Genomic DNA, 17,609 nt, shown 5'->3' on the forward strand with positions numbered 1-17,609 from the left:
CGCCGGCGGGGGCGTCGTCGTTGTGTCGGCGGTCCCGGCGCCTTGCCGGGACATGCCCCGGCGGTCTAGGGTCAGAGGGTCGCCTCGCACCAGGCATGCCGCTTGCGACTGGCGTGACGAGCGGTGCTGGGGTAGGGTAAGCGGATTTTTCACCGCCCGGGCGACGGGTGGACGGAACCGTCAGGCGCGATGCGCTGCCAGCGCGCCATGCACAATAGTGGAGCACTATGGGCAAGTCACTGGTCATCGTCGAGTCACCGGCCAAGGCCAAGACGATCAACAAGTACCTCGGCAACGAGTTCATCGTTAAGTCGAGCGTGGGGCACATCCGTGACCTGCCGACCAGCGGCTCGGGCAAGGCGGCCTCCGACCCCAAGGAGCGAGCTCGCCAGGCCGCTGCGACCCGGAAGATGTCGCCGGAAGAGAAGGCCGAGTACAGGAAGCAGAAATCCCGCGAGCAGCTGATCCGCCGCATGGGCATCGACCCCGAGCACGGCTGGAAGGCCAACTACGAGATCCTGCCCGGCAAGGAGAAGGTGGTGGCCGAGCTGCAGAAGCTCGCCGAGAAGGCCGACGCCGTCTATCTCGCCACCGATCTCGACCGCGAGGGGGAGGCCATCGCCTGGCACCTTCGCGAGACCATCGGCGGCGACGAGAGCCGCTACCGGCGCGTGGTGTTCAACGAGATCACCAGGAATGCCATCCACGATGCCTTCGAGGCCCCTGGCAGTCTCAACATTCCCCGTGTCGAGGCCCAGCAGGCGCGACGTTTCCTCGACCGTGTCGTCGGCTTCATGCTCTCGCCGCTGCTGTGGGCCAAGGTCGCCCGTGGCCTCTCGGCCGGACGGGTGCAGTCGGTGGCCATGCGCTTGATCGTCGAGCGAGAGCGCGAGATACGCGCCTTCGTTCCCGAGGAGTTCTGGGACGTCCATGCCGATCTTGTCTCCGGTGACGGTGAGCCGGTACGTTTCGAACTGGTGCGGCAGGACGGCAAGGCCTTCCGCCCCACCTCGGAAGCCGAGACCCTGGAGCGCATCGCCGCACTGAACAAGGCGAGCCTGGCGATCACCTCGCGAGAGGACAAACCGACTCGCTCCAGGCCCAACGCCCCCTTTATCACCTCGACGCTGCAGCAGGCCGCCAGTGGCCGGCTCGGCTTCTCGGTGAAGAAGACCATGACCCTGGCCCAGCGCCTCTACGAGGCCGGCTATATCACCTATATGCGGACCGACTCCACCAACCTCTCGCGGGACGCGGTGGAGAGCGTGCGCGACTTCATCGGCAGCGAGTATGGCCCCCGCTACCTGCCCGAGGCGCCCAATCGCTACTCCAGCAAGGAGGGGGCCCAGGAGGCCCACGAGGCGATCCGCCCCTCCGAGGTCGATCGCCGCGCCGGAGACCTCGCCGGCATGGAGCGCGATGCCGAGCGCCTCTACGAGCTGATCTGGCGCCAGTTCGTCGCCTGTCAGATGACGCCCGCCGAGTATCTCTCGAGTACCCTGACCGTGGAGGTCGATGGCTATGAGCTCAAGGCCAAGGGCCGGGTGCTCAAGTTCGACGGCTACACCCGGGTGATGAAGCCGGCCGGCAAGAACGAGGACCAGTCGCTTCCCGATCTCGCCGATGGCACGCCGATGACCCTCGAGGCGCTGGACCCCCAGCAGCACTTCACCAAGCCGCCGGCCCGCTACACCGAGGCGAGCCTGGTCAAGGAACTGGAGAAGCGCGGCATCGGCCGGCCCTCGACCTACGCCTCGATCATCTCCACCATCCAGGAGCGAGGCTATGTCAAGCTGGAGAATCGCCGCTTCTATGCCGAGAAACTCGGCGATATCGTCACCGAGCGGCTCAAGGAGTCCTTTCCCGACCTGATGGACTACTCCTTCACCGCACGCATGGAGGATGGCCTCGACGAGGTCGCCGAAGGCGAACGCAACTGGCGCGCTCTGCTCGATGCCTTCTACGAGGAGTTCCGCCAGGAGCTCGAGGTCGCCGAGAGCGACGAGGGCATGCGCCCCAACCAGCCGGTGCCCACCGACATCGACTGCCCGACCTGCGGGCGCAAGATGCAGATTCGTACCGCCTCCACCGGTGTCTTCCTCGGCTGCTCGGGCTACAACCTGCCCCCCAAGGAGCGCTGCAAGACCACCATCGACCTGCTGCCCGGTGAAGAGGCCGTGGCCGCCGATGCCGATGACGAGGCCGAGACCGAAGCCCTGCGCGCCAAGCACCGCTGCCCCAAGTGCGGCACGGCCATGGACAGTTACCTCATCGACGAGACCCGCAAGCTGCATATCTGCGGCAACAGCCCCGACTGCGACGGCCATGAGATCGAGCAGGGCAGGTTCCGCATCAAGGGCTATGACGGCCCGACCATCGAATGCGACAAGTGTGGCAGCGAGATGCAACTCAAGAGTGGCCGGTTCGGCAAGTACTTCGGCTGCACCAACAACGAGTGCAAGAACACCCGCAAGCTGCTGCGCAACGGTGAGGTGGCGCCGCCCAAGATGGATCCCATCCCCATGCCGGAGCTCGAGTGTCAGAAGGTCGACGATCACTATGTGCTGCGCGACGGGGCCAGCGGCCTGTTCCTGGCGGCGAGCAAGTTCCCGAAGAACCGAGAGACTCGTCCGCCGCTGGTGCGCGAGCTCAAGGCCCACGCCGAGGAGTTGCCCGACAAGTACCGCTACCTGCTCGACGCGCCAAGCGAGGACCCTGACGGTCGTCCGGCGCAGATCCGCTTCTCGCGCAAGGCCAGGGAGCAGTTCGTGATGACCGACGAGGAGGGCAAGGCCACCGGCTGGAAGGCCGTCTTCGACAACGGCAAGTGGCAGGTGGAGGACAAGCGCAAGTGACCCCGCGTTCGCGTACCAACCAGCTGCTCTACCAGGCCGAGCTGCTGCTCGAGACTGGCGCAGGCGGCGACGAGCATGCCGAGGCGCGGCGCATGGCGGCGGAGGAGGGGGCCCTGGCGCTGACCGAGCTGGCGCTGCAATCGCTGCTGCGCGAGGTCACCGAGCATGCCTTGCTCGAGCGTCATGATTGGCGCGAACTGCTCGGTCCCGAAGGGCGCTCCCTGGCCGAGCTGCACCGCCTGCGTGAGCTGGCCTCCCGCGAGGACAGCTGGCTGGCCTGGCTGCTGCCCAGGCTCGAGGCCCTGCACGGCAGCGACGGCGTGGCCCGTCGCAGCAGTGGTGCCGCCCAGGGACTGATCGCCACCGGCAGCGGGGCGGCGCTGGCCGATGAGCTGCGCTGGTGCCTGCGCGAGGCCAAGGCGGAGATCGCCGCGCTGCGCGAGACCAGCCAGGAGTGGTGAGCCGAGCGGAGGGCGTCGCCATTTTCGTCGACGTGCAGAACGTCTACTACACCACGCGCCAGGCCTTCGGCCGCCACTTCGACTACCACGCCTTCTGGGCGCGCTTCGCCGCCGGTCGTCAGGTGGTGGTGGCCAATGCCTATGCGGTGGAGCGAGGCGATCCCCGGCAGCGCCAGTTCCAGAACATCCTGCGCGGCATCGGTTTCGACGTGAAGCTCAAGCCCTTCATCCAGCGCGGCGATGGATCAACCAAGGGCGACTGGGACGTGGGCATCGCCCTCGATGCCATCGAGGCCGCACCACGGGTCGGTCGGGTGGTGCTGGTCTCCGGCGACGGCGACTTCGACCTGCTGGTCCAGCGGCTGCGTGAGCGGCACGGCGTCGACGTGACCGTGGTCGGGGTGGCGCGCCTCACCGCGGACTCGCTGATCCGCGCGGCCAGCGAGTTCGTTCCCATCGAGCCCCCCCTGCTCCTGTAGCCTTGCATCGTCTCCCGTTGATACACGTCAAGCGCGGCCCGCCGGCGTTGGCTAGGATGAAGTCAGGAGCCAAGCGGTTGCGCCACCGGTGACAGCGAGGAGGAACGGGCATGCGTTTTCATCAGGTAAGGGAACTGGTCGCCTGGGCGGCCGACTACCATGGGCGCCTCGCCGAGCAGTTCTCGAAGCTGGCGGCCGGCGGGGTGGACGAGCGGGTGCGCATGGCGCTCGAGTACCTGGCCGAGCACGAGCGCAAGATGCAGTCGGACCTCACCGCCTACCTGGGGGAGAATGGCGGCCACCGTGCCGTGCTGGAGACCTGGTTCGATGATCCGGCCGACTTCCCGCATCCGCCGGTACTCGAGCGGCTCCCGGGGTGTATCGACTGCGAGACCGTGCAGAGCGTGCTGGCGACCGCGTTGACGGCCCACCGTACCCTTCAGGATCTCTACGCCCACCGCAGCGACAAGGCCGTTGGCTCCAGCGAGAAGGAGTTCTTCGATGCGCTCTCCGCCGGCCACGAGGCCGAGGTACGGCGCCTCGCCAGGGATATGCAACGACTCGAGGACTATTGAGGAGGACGCCATGATGGAAATCACCCTGTCTCCCAAGATGCTCGGTTACTGGACGGACGAGCAGCTACGCGAGGTGCCCAGCGAGTCCGGTATCTTCTGTGTCTTCCGTGCCGGCCCCGACGCCCAGAGTGGCGAGATGGCGGTACAGGAGCTGCTCTACATCGGTGAGCATCGCGACGTGCGCCACCGGTTGCAGTACCACGAGGATCGTCCCAGGTGGCAGGCGTGCCTGAAGGAGGGAGAGGTCCTCTGGTATTCCGTCGGGCTGTCCGGCTACGTCAACCGCGAGCGGCTGGTGGCGGCGATGATCCATGCCCACAAGCCGTGTCTGAATCGCGAGTACCTCGATACCTTCCCCTTCGAGGAGACCACGGTCCACCTCTATGGCAAGCGGGACAAGCTGCTCTCGATGTTCACCCTCGAGCGGAGCGACTGACCTCCCATCTCCCGGGTGGCCCGGCGTGGCGTCCCGGCAGGAAGGCCCTCGCCGGGTGGCAGCAGCCGGTGGCGCAGACGCCCGGCCGGCGCCAGGCTTTCCCGGCGTGTGACTCGCGGCCATAACCGGTACAATCGCGGACTTTTGCCCCTCGATTGGACCCCCACGTGATCTCCACCGCCAACATCACCATGCAGTTCGGGGCCAAGCCCCTGTTCGAGAATGTCTCCGTCAAGTTCGGCAATGGCCACCGCTATGGCCTGATCGGCGCCAACGGCTGTGGCAAGTCCACCTTCATGAAGATCCTGGGTGGCGACCTGGAGCCGTCGGCCGGCCAGGTGATGGTCGAGTCCGGGGCACGGCTCGGCAAGCTGGGCCAGGACCAGTTCGCCTTCGAGTCAGAGCGGGTCATCGACACCGTGATCATGGGCAACCGCGAGTTGTGGCAGGTGGCGGCCGAACGCGAGCGTATCTACTCGTTGCCGGAGATGAGCGAGGCCGACGGCATGGCCGTGGCCGACCTGGAGGTCCGCTTCGCCGAGCTCGACGGTTATACCGCCGAAGCCCGCGCCGGCGAGCTGCTGCTCGGCCTGGGCATTCCGATCGAACAGCACGCCGGCCCCATGAGCGAAGTGGCGCCGGGCTGGAAGCTGCGCGTCCTGCTGGCGCAGGCGCTGTTCGCCGACCCCGACGTGCTGCTGCTCGACGAGCCCACCAACCACCTGGACATCAACACCATCCGCTGGCTGGAAGGGGTGCTGACGGCCCGCAACAGCACCATGATCATCATTTCCCACGATCGCCACTTCCTCAACAGCGTCTGCACCCACATGGCGGACCTCGACTACGGCGAGATCAGGCTGTTCCCGGGCAACTACGACGACTACATGACCGCGGCCACCGCCGCCCGCGAGCGCCAGCACGCCGACAACGCCAAGAAGAAGGCGCAGATCGCCGAGCTGCAGGCCTTCGTCAGCCGCTTCTCGGCCAACGCCTCCAAGGCCAAGCAGGCCACTTCCCGAGCGCGCCAGATCGACAAGATCAAGCTCGAGGACATCAAGCCCTCGAGCCGGGTCAGCCCGTTCATCCGCTTCGAGCAGGGCAAGAAGATCCACCGCAATGCGGTAAACGTCGAAGCGCTGAGCCAGGGGTATACGGGCGAGGCGGCGCTGTTCGAAGGGATCTCGATGACCGTGGAGGCCGGCGAGCGTATCGCCATCATCGGCCCCAACGGCATCGGCAAGACCACGCTGCTCAGGACGCTGGCCGGCGAGCTGCACCCCCGGGCCGGGGCGGTGCGCTGGACCGACAGCGCCGAACTCGGTGTCTTCGCCCAGGACCACGCCGACGACTTCGCCAACGACGCCACCCTGTTCGAGTGGATGGCCCAATGGAGCGACGGCGGCGAGCAGGTGATCCGCGGCGCCCTGGGGCGAATGCTGTTTTCCAGCGACGACATCGGCAAGTCGGTGAAGGTGATCTCCGGCGGCGAGCAGGGCCGCATGCTGTTCGGCAAGCTGTCGCTGACCCGGCCCAACGTGCTGCTGATGGATGAGCCCACCAACCATCTGGACATGGAGTCCATCGAGGCCCTCAACCTGGCGCTCGAGCACTATCCCGGCACCCTGATCTTCGTCAGCCACGACCGCGAGTTCGTCGCCTCGCTGGCCACGCGCATCCTCGACATGGGTGACGCCGGCATCACCGACTTCAGCGGCAGCTACGACGACTACCTGAGAAGCCAGGGGCTCTACGGCTGAGAATGCATTCGGACACGATGTCGGGGCTGGCCGGTGTCGCGTGGCTCGGCTAGGGTGAGAGTGCCTGTTCGCGGTGGTGCCGGCAGGTGCGAGTCGCAAGGACGCCCATGCCCTGGATCAAGTTTCTGCATATCGTGGCGCTGGTGAGCTGGTGCGGTACGCTGCTCTATTTGCCGGCGCTGCTGGTGCAGTCGGCGCGTGCCGCGACCGACACGCCGTCGTTTGCGTCCTCCTCGCCGCCCATGCCGCGCTTCGTCTACAACAGCCTGGCCGCTCCCGCCGCGCTGCTCGCCATCGCTTCGGGCACGCTGCTGTTCCTGGTGCAGGGCCTCGCCGGTGGCTGGCTGGTGCTCAAGCTGCTGGCGGTGACCGGCATGGTCATGGCCCACGGCGCCTGTGGCTGGCTGGTGCTGCGTCTCGAGCAGGGCCAGCCCCGGGGAGTGGCGGTAGGCGCCATGACGGCCGGCGTGCTGGCCGCCACGGGCATGCTGGCCGTGGTGACACTGGTACTGGCCAAGCCGGCACTGTGAGGGACGCCGCCGACCAGGGAGAGGGGGAATGCCGAGTCGTCCGCGCTCAGTCGTCGAGGTCCACGCCCACGGCATACTCGTAGACCAGCTGGCCGCCCAGCCAGCCGGCCAGCGCGATCAGTGCCGCGGTGGCAAGCGACAGCACCAACCCCCAGGGCAGCAGCGCCTCGCCGAGGAAGCGCCACAGCCAGTTCAGCGAGGCCAGCGAGAGCATCACCACGGCGACCATGGCATGGCTCCAGGCGGTGACCAGGCGCCGGATCTCCTTCACCGACACCAGGTCGACGAGGCCGGCCAGGCCGGCGACCCAGCCGCCGAAGGCGCCGACCCCGGCCAGCCACAGCGAGGCGCGGGCCCAGAAGGGGTCAGCCGTGTAGAGATGGCCCAGGTCGCTGGCCACCAGCGCGATCAGGGCGGCCACGGGAAAGTGGATCATCATCGGGTGCAGTGGATGGCCGGCGAGAGCGACGCGGCTATGGATCGAGCGTCGTGGCGATCTGAGTTGCGCTCTGGGCATGGCAGCTTCCCTGTCGGTCGTGGAGTCCTCCCTGGCATTGAAGGCCCCCGCCACAGAGGGGTCAAGCCGGCGATGGTATGGCTGTCGCTAGTGCTGACCGGTTGCCGTGGCGATCACTCCGTTCTCGATCCGGCCGGGCCGGCGGCCCTGGAGGTGGCCTGGCTCTGGTGGGGGATGCTTACGGCCTTCACCCTGGTCTTCGTGGGCGTGGTGGGGCTGTGGCTGGCCGCCTTCCGGCGCCGTGCGTCACCCCGGCGCGGCGAGGCCCGTGAGCGTCGACTCGGCCTGGGCTGGATCCTCGGCGGCGGCATCCTGCTGCCGGGGGTGAGCATCCTGGTGCTGCTGGCCGTCGGTGTGCCGGCCGGGCAGCGGTTGCTGCCGTTGCCGCTCCCCGGTGGCGAGGCACCGCGGGTGATCGAGGTCATCGGGCACCAGTGGTGGTGGGAGGTGCGCTATCCGGACGAGGCGGGCGAGGTGGTTACCGCCAATCGGCTGGTGATGCCGGCCGGCGAAGCGGTGGACTTCCACGTCACCGGCGCCGACGTCATCCACGCCTTCTGGGTGCCGCGGCTCGGCGGCAAGATCGACATGATCCCGGGACGGGTCAATCGCATCCGCCTGGAGGCCGACACGCCCGGGGTGTTCGGTGCCCGGTGTGCCGAATTCTGCGGGACCCAGCACACGCACATGCAGCTCCATGTCGAGGCAGTGCCCCCCGATGACTTCGAGGCCTGGCTGGAGGCGCGACGCCGACCGCCACCCCAGGCCGAGGGACACGACCCGGCCCGCGAGGCCTTCGATGAACACTGCGCCGGCTGCCACCGGGTCGAGGGGCTCGCCGAGGGCACCGGGGGGCCGGATCTCTCCGATCTCGGCAGCCGGGCCACCCTGGGGGCCGGCGTCCTGGCCATGGAGGAGGGCGCCATCGCCCGCTGGCTCACCGAGCACCAGACGCTCAAGCCCGGCAACCGCATGCCCGCTCACGACCATCTCGACGCCGCGACCCTCGAGGCCCTCGGCGCCTGGCTGGAGACCCTGCGCCCATGAGCGAGACGCCGCACAGCGCTGACGGAGACGCACCCGAGGTCGCGCGGCTGCATCGCGACCTCGAGGCGGTGTGGGCCAATCCCCGCGGCTGGCGCGCGCTGAGCGTGGTCAATCACGGCACCCTGGGGCTGCGCTTCATGGCCACCGGGCTCGTGTTCTTCCTGCTCGGCGGGGTGCTGGCGATGCTCGCGCGCACCCAGTTGGCGTTGCCCGACCAGGCCTTCATGGCGCCGGAGATCTACCATCAGGTCGTCACCATGCACGGCACGGTGATGATGTTCCTGTTCGCCATCCCCATGCTCGAGGGGCTGGCGATCTATCTGATCCCCAAGATGATCGGTACCCGCGACCTGGTCTGCCCGCGACTGACGGCCTTCGGCTACTGGTGCTACCTGTTCGGCGGCATCATCCTCTTCACGAGCCTGCTGCTGGAGATGGCGCCGGCCAGCGGCTGGTTCATGTACACCCCGCTGAGCTCCGGCGAGCACTCCCCGGGGCCGGGCTCCGATTTCTGGCTGCTCGGCATCACCTTCGTCGAGATCTCGGCGCTCTCGGCCGGGGTCGAGCTGACGGTGTCGATCCTGCGCACCCGGGCGCCGGGCATGGCGCTGCATCGCATGCCGCTGTTCGCCTGGTACATCCTGGCCATGGCGCTGATGATCGTGGTGGGCTTCCCCCCGCTGATCCTGGGCAGCGTGCTGCTGGAGCTGGAGCGCGCCGCGGGGATGCCCTTCTTCGCGATCGAGGGGGGCGGCGACCCCATCCTGTGGCAGCACCTGTTCTGGCTGTTCGGCCACCCCGAGGTCTACATCATCTTCCTGCCGGCGGCGGGTATCGTCTCGACCCTGCTGCCGGTGTTCGCCGGTCGGCCCATCGTCGGCTACGGCTGGGTGGTGGCGGCGATCGTCATTACCGGCTTCATCAGCTTCGGGCTCTGGGTTCACCACATGTATACCGTGGGCATCCCCCAGCTGGCCCAGGCCTTCTTCTCGGCGGCCAGCATGCTGGTGGCGGTGCCCACCGCCATCCAGGTCTTCGCCTGGCTGGCGACCCTGTGGCTGGGCCGCCCGCGCATGACCCTGCCGATGCTGTGGATCCTCGGTTTCCTGATCATCTTCGTCTGTGGCGGCCTCACCGGGGTGATGCTGGCCCTGGTGCCCTTCAACTGGCAGGTCCACGACACCCACTTCGTGGTGGCCCACTTCCACTATGTGCTGGTGGGGGGCATGCTCTTCCCGCTGATGGCCGGGTTCGTCTACTGGCTGCCGCTGGTCTCCGGGCGCATGCCCTCGGAACGACTGGGGCGGCTGGGCTTCTGGCTGACCTTCGTCGGCTTCAATCTCACCTTCCTGATCATGCACTGGACGGGGCTCGTGGGCATGCCGCGGCGCATCTACACCTACGATACGGCCATGGGCTGGGATCTCTACAACCTGGTCTCGTCGATCGGCGGCTTCGTGATGGCGGCGGGCATCGCCACGGTGCTGCTCGATCTGGCCCTGCACTTCCGCTTCGGCCGCCCGGCGCCGCCCAATCCCTGGGGGGCCGATACGCTGGAGTGGAGCCTGGCCATGCCGCCGCCGCCCTACAACTTCGTCAGCCAGCCGCGGGTCGAGACCCGCCATCCGCTCTGGGAGACCCCGGGACTCGGCGACGAGATCGCCCGTGGCGAACACGCCCTCGCCGATGCCTCCCATGGCCGCCGCGAACTGCTCGGCGGGGAGGCGCTCTCCGGCCGGCTGTGCGAGGTGATTCATCTGCCGACCAACAGCTGGTGGCCGCTCGCCGCCGCGGCCTGCCTGGCGGTGGTCTGCATCGCGCTGCTGGTGCGGCTCTATCCGCTGGCCCTGACGGCCTTCGCGGTGGCGGCGGTGCTGCTGCTGCGCTGGTCCTGGGAGAACGGTGCCCACCCCGTCGCCGCGCCGCCAAGCGACGACGAGCCCGGCTCGCCGCCGCTGCACTCCCGCACCCACGACGGGCCCGGGCGCTGGACCATGGGGGTGGCGCTGCTCGCCGACGGCGCCTTCTTCCTCTCGCTGCTGTTCGGCTGGTTCTATCTCTGGACCGTCTCGCCCCAGTGGCAGATGCCCGAGCGTTCGCCGCTGTCGCTGCCGTTGCTGGTCGGGGCGGGGGGCGTCTTCACCCTCGGTGCCCTGTGGCTGGAGCGGCGCCTGCGGGCACTGCGCTCCGGCGAGGACAACGGCCTTGCGGCCGCGCTGTTCGCCATCGCCGCCCTGGGCGGGCTGCACCTGCTGCTGGGGGCGGCGCTGCTGTGGCGGGCGGAGCTGGCGCCGACCGCCAGCGCCCACGATGCCGTGCTGCTGGTGGCGCTGCTCTATGCCCTGGCGCACGGTCTATTGGCCGGCGTGCTGGCCGGCCTGCAGGGGGCGCGCGCCGCCCTCGGCCTGGTCGGTGCCCGCCTGCCCTTCGAACCCGAGGTGGTGGCCCTGCTGTGGCGCTATCAGCTCGGCGTCTACTGGATCCTGGTGGCGGCCCTGGGGCTGCTGCCGAGGCTGATCGGAGGCGGAGCATGAGGCGGCCTCTTCCCCGGCTGACGGCCGGTCATCCGCTGCAGCTGATCCTGGGCCTGACGATCTGGAGCCTGTGGTTCGTGGCGCTCTACGGCGGGCTCTCGGTGGCCTGTGCCGTGGCGCCGCCGGCGCCGACCCAGGGCGCGATGACAGGCCTCAATCTCTGGCTGGGTCTGCTGACGCTCGCCACCCTGGGGCTGCTGGGATGGCTGGTGCGTGTCTGCCTGACCGCGGCATGGCGCGGGCGGGGCAGGGCGCGCTTCATGGCGGCCCTGGGCGCCGGGCTGCACCTCTTCTCGGCCGCCGGAGTGGCCTTCGTCGGGCTGCCGCTGATGGCGTTGCCTCCCTGCCTTTGAGCCGCTGCCAGGTGAATCGCCATGCCCCCCATCGCCGATACCCGTGCCGCGCCAGCCCCCGATCGGATCGCGTCGATCGAGGAGGCGCTCTACTCGCTGTCGGGCATGTGGTGCAGCGGCTGTGCCCTGGCCATCGAGCATCGCCTGGGTCGCCTGCCGGGCGTGCACCGGGTGGGCGTCGACTACGCCGGCGCGACCCTGCTGGTGGAGGGCGAGCCGGAGGCCATCGCCGAGGCGTCCCTGGCCACGGCGGTGGCGCGCCTGGGCTATCGGTTGCATCCGCTGGCCTCGGCCCCGGATGCCGAGGCGCGCCTCGACGCCGAGAGCCGCCGTCTGGCGGGACGATTCGCGGTGGCGGCGCTGTTCGGCATGTGGACGATGCTGGCCTCGCTGCTGATCTATGCCGGTGCCCTACCCGAACCCCGGCTCGAGCGGGTGATGGCGCTGGTCTCCGGCGCCTTCGCGCTGCCGGTGGTGCTGCACGCCGGCGTGCCCTTCTACGTGGCGGCCTGGCGCACCCTGCGGGCGCGTCGGCCGGGCATGGATGCCCTGGTATCGCTGGGCGTCGCCGCGGCCCTGGCGGTCTCGGTCTGGCTGCTATGGCGTGGCTCGGCAGAGGTCTACTTCGATACCGCGGTGATGCTGATCCTGCTGCTGCTGGCCGGGCGCTGGGTCGAGACCCTGGCCCGCTACCGCAGCCTCAGGGCCCTCGAGGGGCTGGTGCCGGCCACGGCGGAGGCCACGGTACTGCGTGAAGCGGGGGCGATCCGGGTGCCGCTCGAGGAGGTGGCCACCGGCGAGCGGGTCCGGGTGGCGGCCGGGGAGCGCGTGCCCCTGGACGGCGAGTTGCTCGACGCCGGGGCCCGGCTCGACCTCTCACCCCTCACCGGCGAGAGCCGGCCCTGCCGGATGACGCGCGGCGATTGGGTGGCGGCCGGCAGCCGCAACCGCGGCGCCTCCTTCACCCTGGCGGTCACCGCCCGAGCCGGCGAGTGCCGGCTGGACCGGCTCTATCGCGACATGCAGCGGCATCAGGCCGTCAAGGGCCAGCGGCGCGCGCTGGCCGAACGCTTCGCCGCCTGGCTCTCGCCGCTGGCGCTCGGCCTGTCGCTGGCGACCCTGGCGCTGCTGATGGCGTTCGGCGTGGCGGTGGAGGAGGCGGTGGTACGCGCGCTCTCGGTGCTGGTGGTCGCCTGTCCCTGCGCCGTGGGCCTGGCCGTGCCCCTGGCCACGCTGGCGGGCAGTGCCAGGGGGCTGGAGCGGGGCGTGGCGTTTCGCGACCCGGCGGCCCTGGAGTTGGCCGGTGGCGTGCGCAGCGTGGCCTTCGACAAGACCGGCACCCTGAGCCTGGGCGAGCTGGCGGTCACGGCGCTGCGACCGGCCCCGGGGATGACGGAGGCGGAGCTGCTGCGGCTGGCCGCCCGGCTGGAGTGGGGCAGCGAGCATCCGGCGGGGCGCGCGATTCGCCGCCGGGCGCTGGCGCGGGGCGTGTTGCCGGACGAGGCACCCTGGCGGGTCGAGGAGCGGGCCGGCCGCGGCCGCGTCGCCTGGCCGGCGCCGCCGTCGGCTGGGCAGGAGGCTAGCCCTCTGCGTATCGGCTCGCCCGCCTGGCTCGAAGGGCTCGGTGTCGCGCCGCCGGCGGACATGGCCGACGATCCGGCCTGCACCCGGGTCGACCTGGCCCGGGGGCGGTGCTGGCTCGGGAGCCTGTGGCTGGCCGACGCCCCGGACCCCGCGGCCGCGCCGCTGCTGGCGTCGCTGCACGACGAGGGGCTGGCCGTGGCACTGATCAGCGGTGATCGCCCCCCGCTGGTGCGCCGCCTCGGCGCCGAGCTGGGTCTGGCCGCCTCAGCCTGCTTCGCCGGCCGTGACCCCGAGCAGAAGCGCGCCCTGGTGGCGGCACTGCCGCGGCCGTCGCTCTATGTCGGCGACGGCGTCAACGATGCCCCGGCGCTGGCCGCGGCCAGCCTGGGGGTGGCGCCGCTCGGGGCCAGCACGGCGGCGCGGGATGCCGCCGGCATCCTGCTGCTGCGCCCGGGGCCGGGAGGCGTACGCGAGGCCATCGACATCGCCCGGGCCGCCCGGCGGGTGATGGGGCAGAACCTGGTGCTGTCGGCCTCCTACAACGTCCTGGCCCTGACCCTGGCGGTGTGGATGGCGATTCCGCCCCAGCTGGCCGTGCTGGCCATGGCGCTGAGTTCGCTGAGTGTGGTCGGCAATGCCGCCCGGTTGGCCTATGGTGGGCCCGGGACGCCAACCGAATGCCGGCCACAGGCCACCCGACGCTGCGTGCGTGGCCGGTCGGCAGAGGCGGGTATCTAGCGCAGGGCCTCCGGATCGCCTTCGCCGGCCAGGGCGTCGCGCTCGCGCTCGTCGAGCAGGGCATCGAGGTCGAGTCCGGCGACCTCGCTGGCGGCTTCGAGCACGTGGGCCCAGGTGGCCCGGTTGGCGTAGAGCATGCCGAAGGTGTCGAGGGTCCCGCCGCGGTTGCGGTAGCCGAGAAAGCGCGTGCGTCCCCCGGTATCGAGAGGCCGCAATACGCCGCACAGCGGCTCGGCACGACAGTGGGCCAGGATCACGCGGGCGGGAACCTCCGGCACCAGCCGGCCCAGTCGGCACTGGCCGAGCACCGCGGTCGCCTCCTGCTCGTCGCGTGCCTCCCGCAGCTTCCCCGGTTCCTGGATGACATAGAGGCCGGTGGCGATACCGGCGGCCTCCAGGCGGGCCAGGGCACGCTGCATCTCCAGCAGCTGGTAGGCGCCCACGGCGAACAGCTGTAGCCGGGCCCGCTCGGCAGGGTGAAGGCAGAGCAGGCCGTCTTCGCAGAGCCGCCGGGCCTGGCCGGCATCGAGCTGGACCGGCAGCGCGTTCTTGGGCACCACCATCACCGCGATGCGGCCGCGGCTCGCGTAGAGCGCGCGCAGCGCCGTCACGGCGCTGGGGGCATCCACCGGGAACAGCGTCGGCGCCACGTCATCCATCTCGCCGAGCCAGGCCTCGCACAGGGTGGGGTCCTGATGCGACTGCTCGTTCTTGCCGTTCTCCCAGGTATGGGAGCTCGCCAGCACCGGCAGGGACAGCCAGCCCGGCGCCCGTCCCGCGTCGCGACAGTGCCGGGCGAAGATGATCTCCTGGCGCATAGCGCCGAGCATCTTCACCGCGAAGGCCTCGTAGCTGGCCACCAGGTTGAGCCCCTGCTTGTTGGCCAGGGCGGCGCTGACCACCGCCTCCTCGTTGAGCGCCGTGATCACCGCGCCGTCCAGCGCCTCGGCGACGCCCGGTTCCGGGTCGGTGACGCGATGCCTGAGGAGGTCCAGGGTCCGGTCGAGACGGTTGCTGCGCATCTCGTCGGGGTTGCATACCCGCACGCGCAGGGCCGGATTGGCCGCTGCCAGGGCGCTGAAGGCGGCATCGATGGCTGCCATCGGCGAGATCGACTCGCCGATGGCGAAGGCCGCCGGCGCGGGCAGCCGCGGCAGGCGCGGATGGGGGGCGGCGAGCGTGTGGTCACGCTCCCGGGGGCGGCCGGTGGCGGCGTGATCGTTGAGGGTGGCGATCGCCGCCTGCAATGCCTCCATGGGCACATGCAGGGCGGCGGCACCCTCGTGGAAGCGTGCGCGGGCGCTGTCATCGTGCGCCGGGTTGCCGCCCAGGGGCAGATTGTGGGCGGCATTGGTACCGGCACCGGGAAAGCCGAAGCCCTTGACCGTCTCGGCGATCACGTAGGGCAGGCGCAGGGGGTAGCGGGCATGGCCGGTCCTGGCCTGCTCGACCTGGCCGGCGAGTTCTTCCTCGGCGGTGAGAATCGCCCAGACGATGGCCGCCGGGTCGCGGCCATCGATGGTCAGGGGGGCGAAGCCGTTGAGCACCAGGTGGTCCTCGAACCAGTCGGTGCCGCCGGACTGGCTCATGGTGGTGCGCTGGTCGATGCGCCGACCGTTGGCGATCATCACCGGGACCACCGGGCCGCAGTCGTCGGGCCGCCACCAGCGGGCGGCCCAGTCGCTGCCACGCTGCTCCTCGAAGGCGCCGTCGCTGAGAAAGGCCACCAGATGCTGCCCCGGCAGCGGCATGTGCACGTACTGCAGGCCGGCGAAGCCGAGGTAGCCGCCCTCGCTCGTGCCGCCGGCGGTGTGGGCGTTGACGTGGCTGCCGAGGGGGGAGCGCGGCAGGCCGTTCGCCTCGACGCCGCAGTGGTAGAAGTCGTTGACCAGGCGGGTCAGGCCCTCGTCGGAGAGACCGTAGCGCGCGGCGTGGGCCGTGCCCATGTTGTCGACCAGCAGGTTCACGGCGTCGATGGCCGCCACGCAGTGCCCCTGGCCCATCAGCCAGCTGCGCGTCAGGCCGGAGAGGCCGTTGGCCGCCAGATAGCCGACATAGGCCGGCACCATGTTGAGGGCTCCTCCGGTGTGGCCCTCGGGGCGGGGCTTGAAGTCGGCGGCCTCGAGTGGCGCACCGTCGAGACGCACGCGGCGGGCGTAGGTCATGTGTGCCACCAGCCACATGCCCATGTTGGCGAGCCGGTCGGCGGCCCGCAGCCGGGCGAGCCAGGCCCTGCGCGTCGCCGGGTCCCGTGCCCGGCGTTCGAGTAGCCGGGCGATGCGCTCGATGGTCATCGTGCCGTGCTCGATCACCCCCGCGCCCGCGGCCCAGGCGGCGAAGTCCGGCTCCCGGTCGCACAGGGGGTGTCGCGGCGTGGCGGCGCGGCGGCGAGCATGGCGATCGTCGGCTGACATCGATTGGCTCCTGGCGGGTGACGGACAGGGCAGGGCGCTGTCCCCTGATCTCCACAGACTAGATGTCCGATGCCCCCCTGGCCATGATCGGGACCGTCGCCGCCGCGTTGAGATGGAACCTCTGGCAGGGGCGCGCGGAGTACGTTATAACGGCATCAACTGGCCACCCCGCGTACCCCTCAATGCTGTCGAGAATCACCCGATGACCCCGTTGTCTCGCCGCCGCTTCACCCTGATGGCGCTGAGCGCTCCGTTCGCCTTGCTGGGCGCGGATGCCGCCCGGGCCGATCTGATCGAGACCCTGCTGTCGCGTGCCCATGTGCCGAAGTACCCGGACGAGCTCTGGGTGCTGGTCGACGACCGCGAGGCGACCCTGACCGTCTATCGTGGCAATGCCCAGGTCGAGCGATTCGCGCCGATCTCCCTGGGCCGTGGCGGGGCCAGGATCCAGCGGACGCAAGGCGACAACGCGACCCCGCTCGGGGAATTTCGCGTCAATCGCTTCAACCGCCAGAGCGACTGGCACATCTTCATCGGACTCGATTACCCTACGCCGGCCCATGCCCGCCTGGCACTGGAGGAGGGGATCTACAGCCAGCAGGACTACGACGACTATTTCGACTACTATCGCCGTCGCGGCCATCCTCCGCAGCAGACCGTCCTGGGAGGGGCCATCGGCATCCACGGCATCGGCAAGGGCGACCCCGATATCCATCGCCGTTTCCACTGGACCCAGGGCTGTGTGGCGGTGACCGATGCGCAGATCGAGCGGCTGGCCGCGTTGATCGACATTGGCACTCGCGTCGTGATCCGCTAGGCTTTACGTGCGCAAGGGACGTTCAAAGCTATGGACAAGCGCCGTTGTGTATAATAAAACAGCGTTTGACTCCTGTGCTTAGCAGCAGAAGTCGCTGCAAGAAAATCCTGCATGAGCAGGAAGCCTGATCCCAGGCATCACCAACGCACTACCCAAGGAAGACTCAAGGAGAACACCATGACTCTGAAGACCACCCTGAAGCTGACCGCCGCTGCTGCTTCCCTGGCCATCCTGGCTGGCTGTGCTTCCACCAGCGCCCTGGAAGAAGTGCGTCAGACTGCCGAAGCCGCCCAGGCCGACGCCGCTGAAGCACGCAGCATCGCCACTCAGGCCCAGAACACCGCCAACCAGGCGCAGCGTGACGCCCAGGCGGCTCTGCAGATGTCCGAGCAGAACCGTGAGGAAATGAACCGCATGTTCCAGCGCTCCATGCAGAAGTAATTCTGCCGGAGTGCCGGCATCATCCATGGATGGTGGCGGTTCTGCAGTACGAGAAAACCCCGCTTCGG

Annotated in this window: 15 protein-coding genes; 13 read left to right on the forward strand and 2 right to left on the reverse strand. The window is 69.5% G+C overall.

The features are described from left to right. Nucleotides 1-227: 227 nt before the first annotated feature. From topA to QLQ85_RS14920, 7 genes are all read left to right on the forward strand, one after another. The gene (gene topA / locus QLQ85_RS14890; RefSeq protein WP_282739716.1) at nt 228-2,855 is read left to right on the forward strand and encodes a type I DNA topoisomerase; all 2,628 of its coding nucleotides are present in this window, start codon (nt 228-230) and stop codon (nt 2,853-2,855) included. After that, a complete protein-coding gene (locus QLQ85_RS14895; RefSeq protein WP_282739717.1) occupies nt 2,852-3,316 on the forward strand; it encodes a DUF6586 family protein in 465 nt (154 codons plus the stop codon). The genes topA and QLQ85_RS14895 overlap by 4 nt, the downstream gene beginning before the upstream one ends. Next, nucleotides 3,313-3,795: an NYN domain-containing protein gene (locus QLQ85_RS14900; protein ID WP_282739718.1), complete on the forward strand. Its 483-nt coding sequence runs from the start codon at nt 3,313-3,315 to the stop codon at nt 3,793-3,795. Before QLQ85_RS14895 ends, QLQ85_RS14900 begins: the two co-directional genes overlap by 4 nt. Before the next feature lie 110 nt (nt 3,796-3,905). After that, nucleotides 3,906-4,370, forward strand: a complete 465-nt coding sequence (locus QLQ85_RS14905; RefSeq protein WP_282739719.1) for a 2-hydroxyacyl-CoA dehydratase — start codon at nt 3,906-3,908, stop codon at nt 4,368-4,370. 10 nt (nt 4,371-4,380) lie between these two features. Beyond that, nucleotides 4,381-4,806 (forward strand): hypothetical protein, encoded by a 426-nt coding sequence (locus QLQ85_RS14910; protein ID WP_282739720.1) that lies wholly within the window; start codon nt 4,381-4,383, stop codon nt 4,804-4,806. A 167-nt stretch (nt 4,807-4,973) separates the two neighbouring features. After that, nucleotides 4,974-6,566 (forward strand): ABC-F family ATPase, encoded by a 1,593-nt coding sequence (locus tag QLQ85_RS14915; RefSeq protein WP_282739721.1) that lies wholly within the window; start codon nt 4,974-4,976, stop codon nt 6,564-6,566. A gap of 107 nt (nt 6,567-6,673) precedes the next feature. Continuing rightward, entirely contained in the window at nt 6,674-7,096 is a 423-nt protein-coding gene (locus tag QLQ85_RS14920) for a CopD family protein (protein ID WP_282739722.1), read from the forward strand. Between the two features lie 46 nt (nt 7,097-7,142). On the opposite strand, the gene QLQ85_RS14925 is transcribed toward QLQ85_RS14920, so the two are convergent. Next, a complete protein-coding gene (locus QLQ85_RS14925) occupies nt 7,143-7,613 on the reverse strand; it encodes a DUF2231 domain-containing protein (RefSeq protein WP_240568440.1) in 471 nt (156 codons plus the stop codon). A gap of 72 nt (nt 7,614-7,685) precedes the next feature. Here QLQ85_RS14925 and coxB point away from each other — a divergent pair, with 72 nt between their 5' ends. Genes coxB through QLQ85_RS14945 form a run of 4 tightly spaced genes read left to right on the forward strand, consistent with a single transcriptional unit; the run spans nt 7,686 to nt 13,869 of the window. Then, nucleotides 7,686-8,660, forward strand: a complete 975-nt coding sequence (gene coxB / locus QLQ85_RS14930) for a cytochrome c oxidase subunit II (RefSeq protein ID WP_282739723.1) — start codon at nt 7,686-7,688, stop codon at nt 8,658-8,660. Beyond that, entirely contained in the window at nt 8,657-11,194 is a 2,538-nt protein-coding gene (gene ctaD / locus QLQ85_RS14935; protein WP_282739724.1) for a cytochrome c oxidase subunit I, read from the forward strand. The genes coxB and ctaD overlap by 4 nt, the downstream gene beginning before the upstream one ends. After that, nucleotides 11,191-11,547, forward strand: a complete 357-nt coding sequence (locus QLQ85_RS14940; RefSeq protein ID WP_282739725.1) for a hypothetical protein — start codon at nt 11,191-11,193, stop codon at nt 11,545-11,547. Before ctaD ends, QLQ85_RS14940 begins: the two co-directional genes overlap by 4 nt. Nucleotides 11,548-11,568: 21 nt before the next feature. Beyond that, nucleotides 11,569-13,869 (forward strand): heavy metal translocating P-type ATPase, encoded by a 2,301-nt coding sequence (locus QLQ85_RS14945; protein WP_282739726.1) that lies wholly within the window; start codon nt 11,569-11,571, stop codon nt 13,867-13,869. On the opposite strand, the gene QLQ85_RS14950 is transcribed toward QLQ85_RS14945, so the two are convergent. Then, the gene (locus tag QLQ85_RS14950) at nt 13,866-16,283 is read right to left on the reverse strand and encodes a phosphoketolase family protein (protein ID WP_282739727.1); all 2,418 of its coding nucleotides are present in this window, start codon (nt 16,281-16,283) and stop codon (nt 13,866-13,868) included. The genes QLQ85_RS14945 and QLQ85_RS14950 overlap by 4 nt on opposite strands. Nucleotides 16,284-16,485: 202 nt before the next feature. On the opposite strand from QLQ85_RS14950, the gene QLQ85_RS14955 reads away from it, so the two are divergent. Both QLQ85_RS14955 and QLQ85_RS14960 read left to right on the forward strand, forming a co-directional pair. Then, the gene (locus QLQ85_RS14955) at nt 16,486-17,100 is read left to right on the forward strand and encodes a L,D-transpeptidase family protein (protein WP_282739728.1); all 615 of its coding nucleotides are present in this window, start codon (nt 16,486-16,488) and stop codon (nt 17,098-17,100) included. A 177-nt stretch (nt 17,101-17,277) separates the two neighbouring features. Then, the gene (locus QLQ85_RS14960) at nt 17,278-17,541 is read left to right on the forward strand and encodes an Lpp/OprI family alanine-zipper lipoprotein (RefSeq protein ID WP_282721603.1); all 264 of its coding nucleotides are present in this window, start codon (nt 17,278-17,280) and stop codon (nt 17,539-17,541) included. Nucleotides 17,542-17,609: the final 68 nt, after the last annotated feature.

This window comes from Halomonas kalidii, assembly GCF_030010475.1.
In the GTDB taxonomy this organism is placed as follows: domain Bacteria; phylum Pseudomonadota; class Gammaproteobacteria; order Pseudomonadales; family Halomonadaceae; genus Halomonas; species Halomonas heilongjiangensis.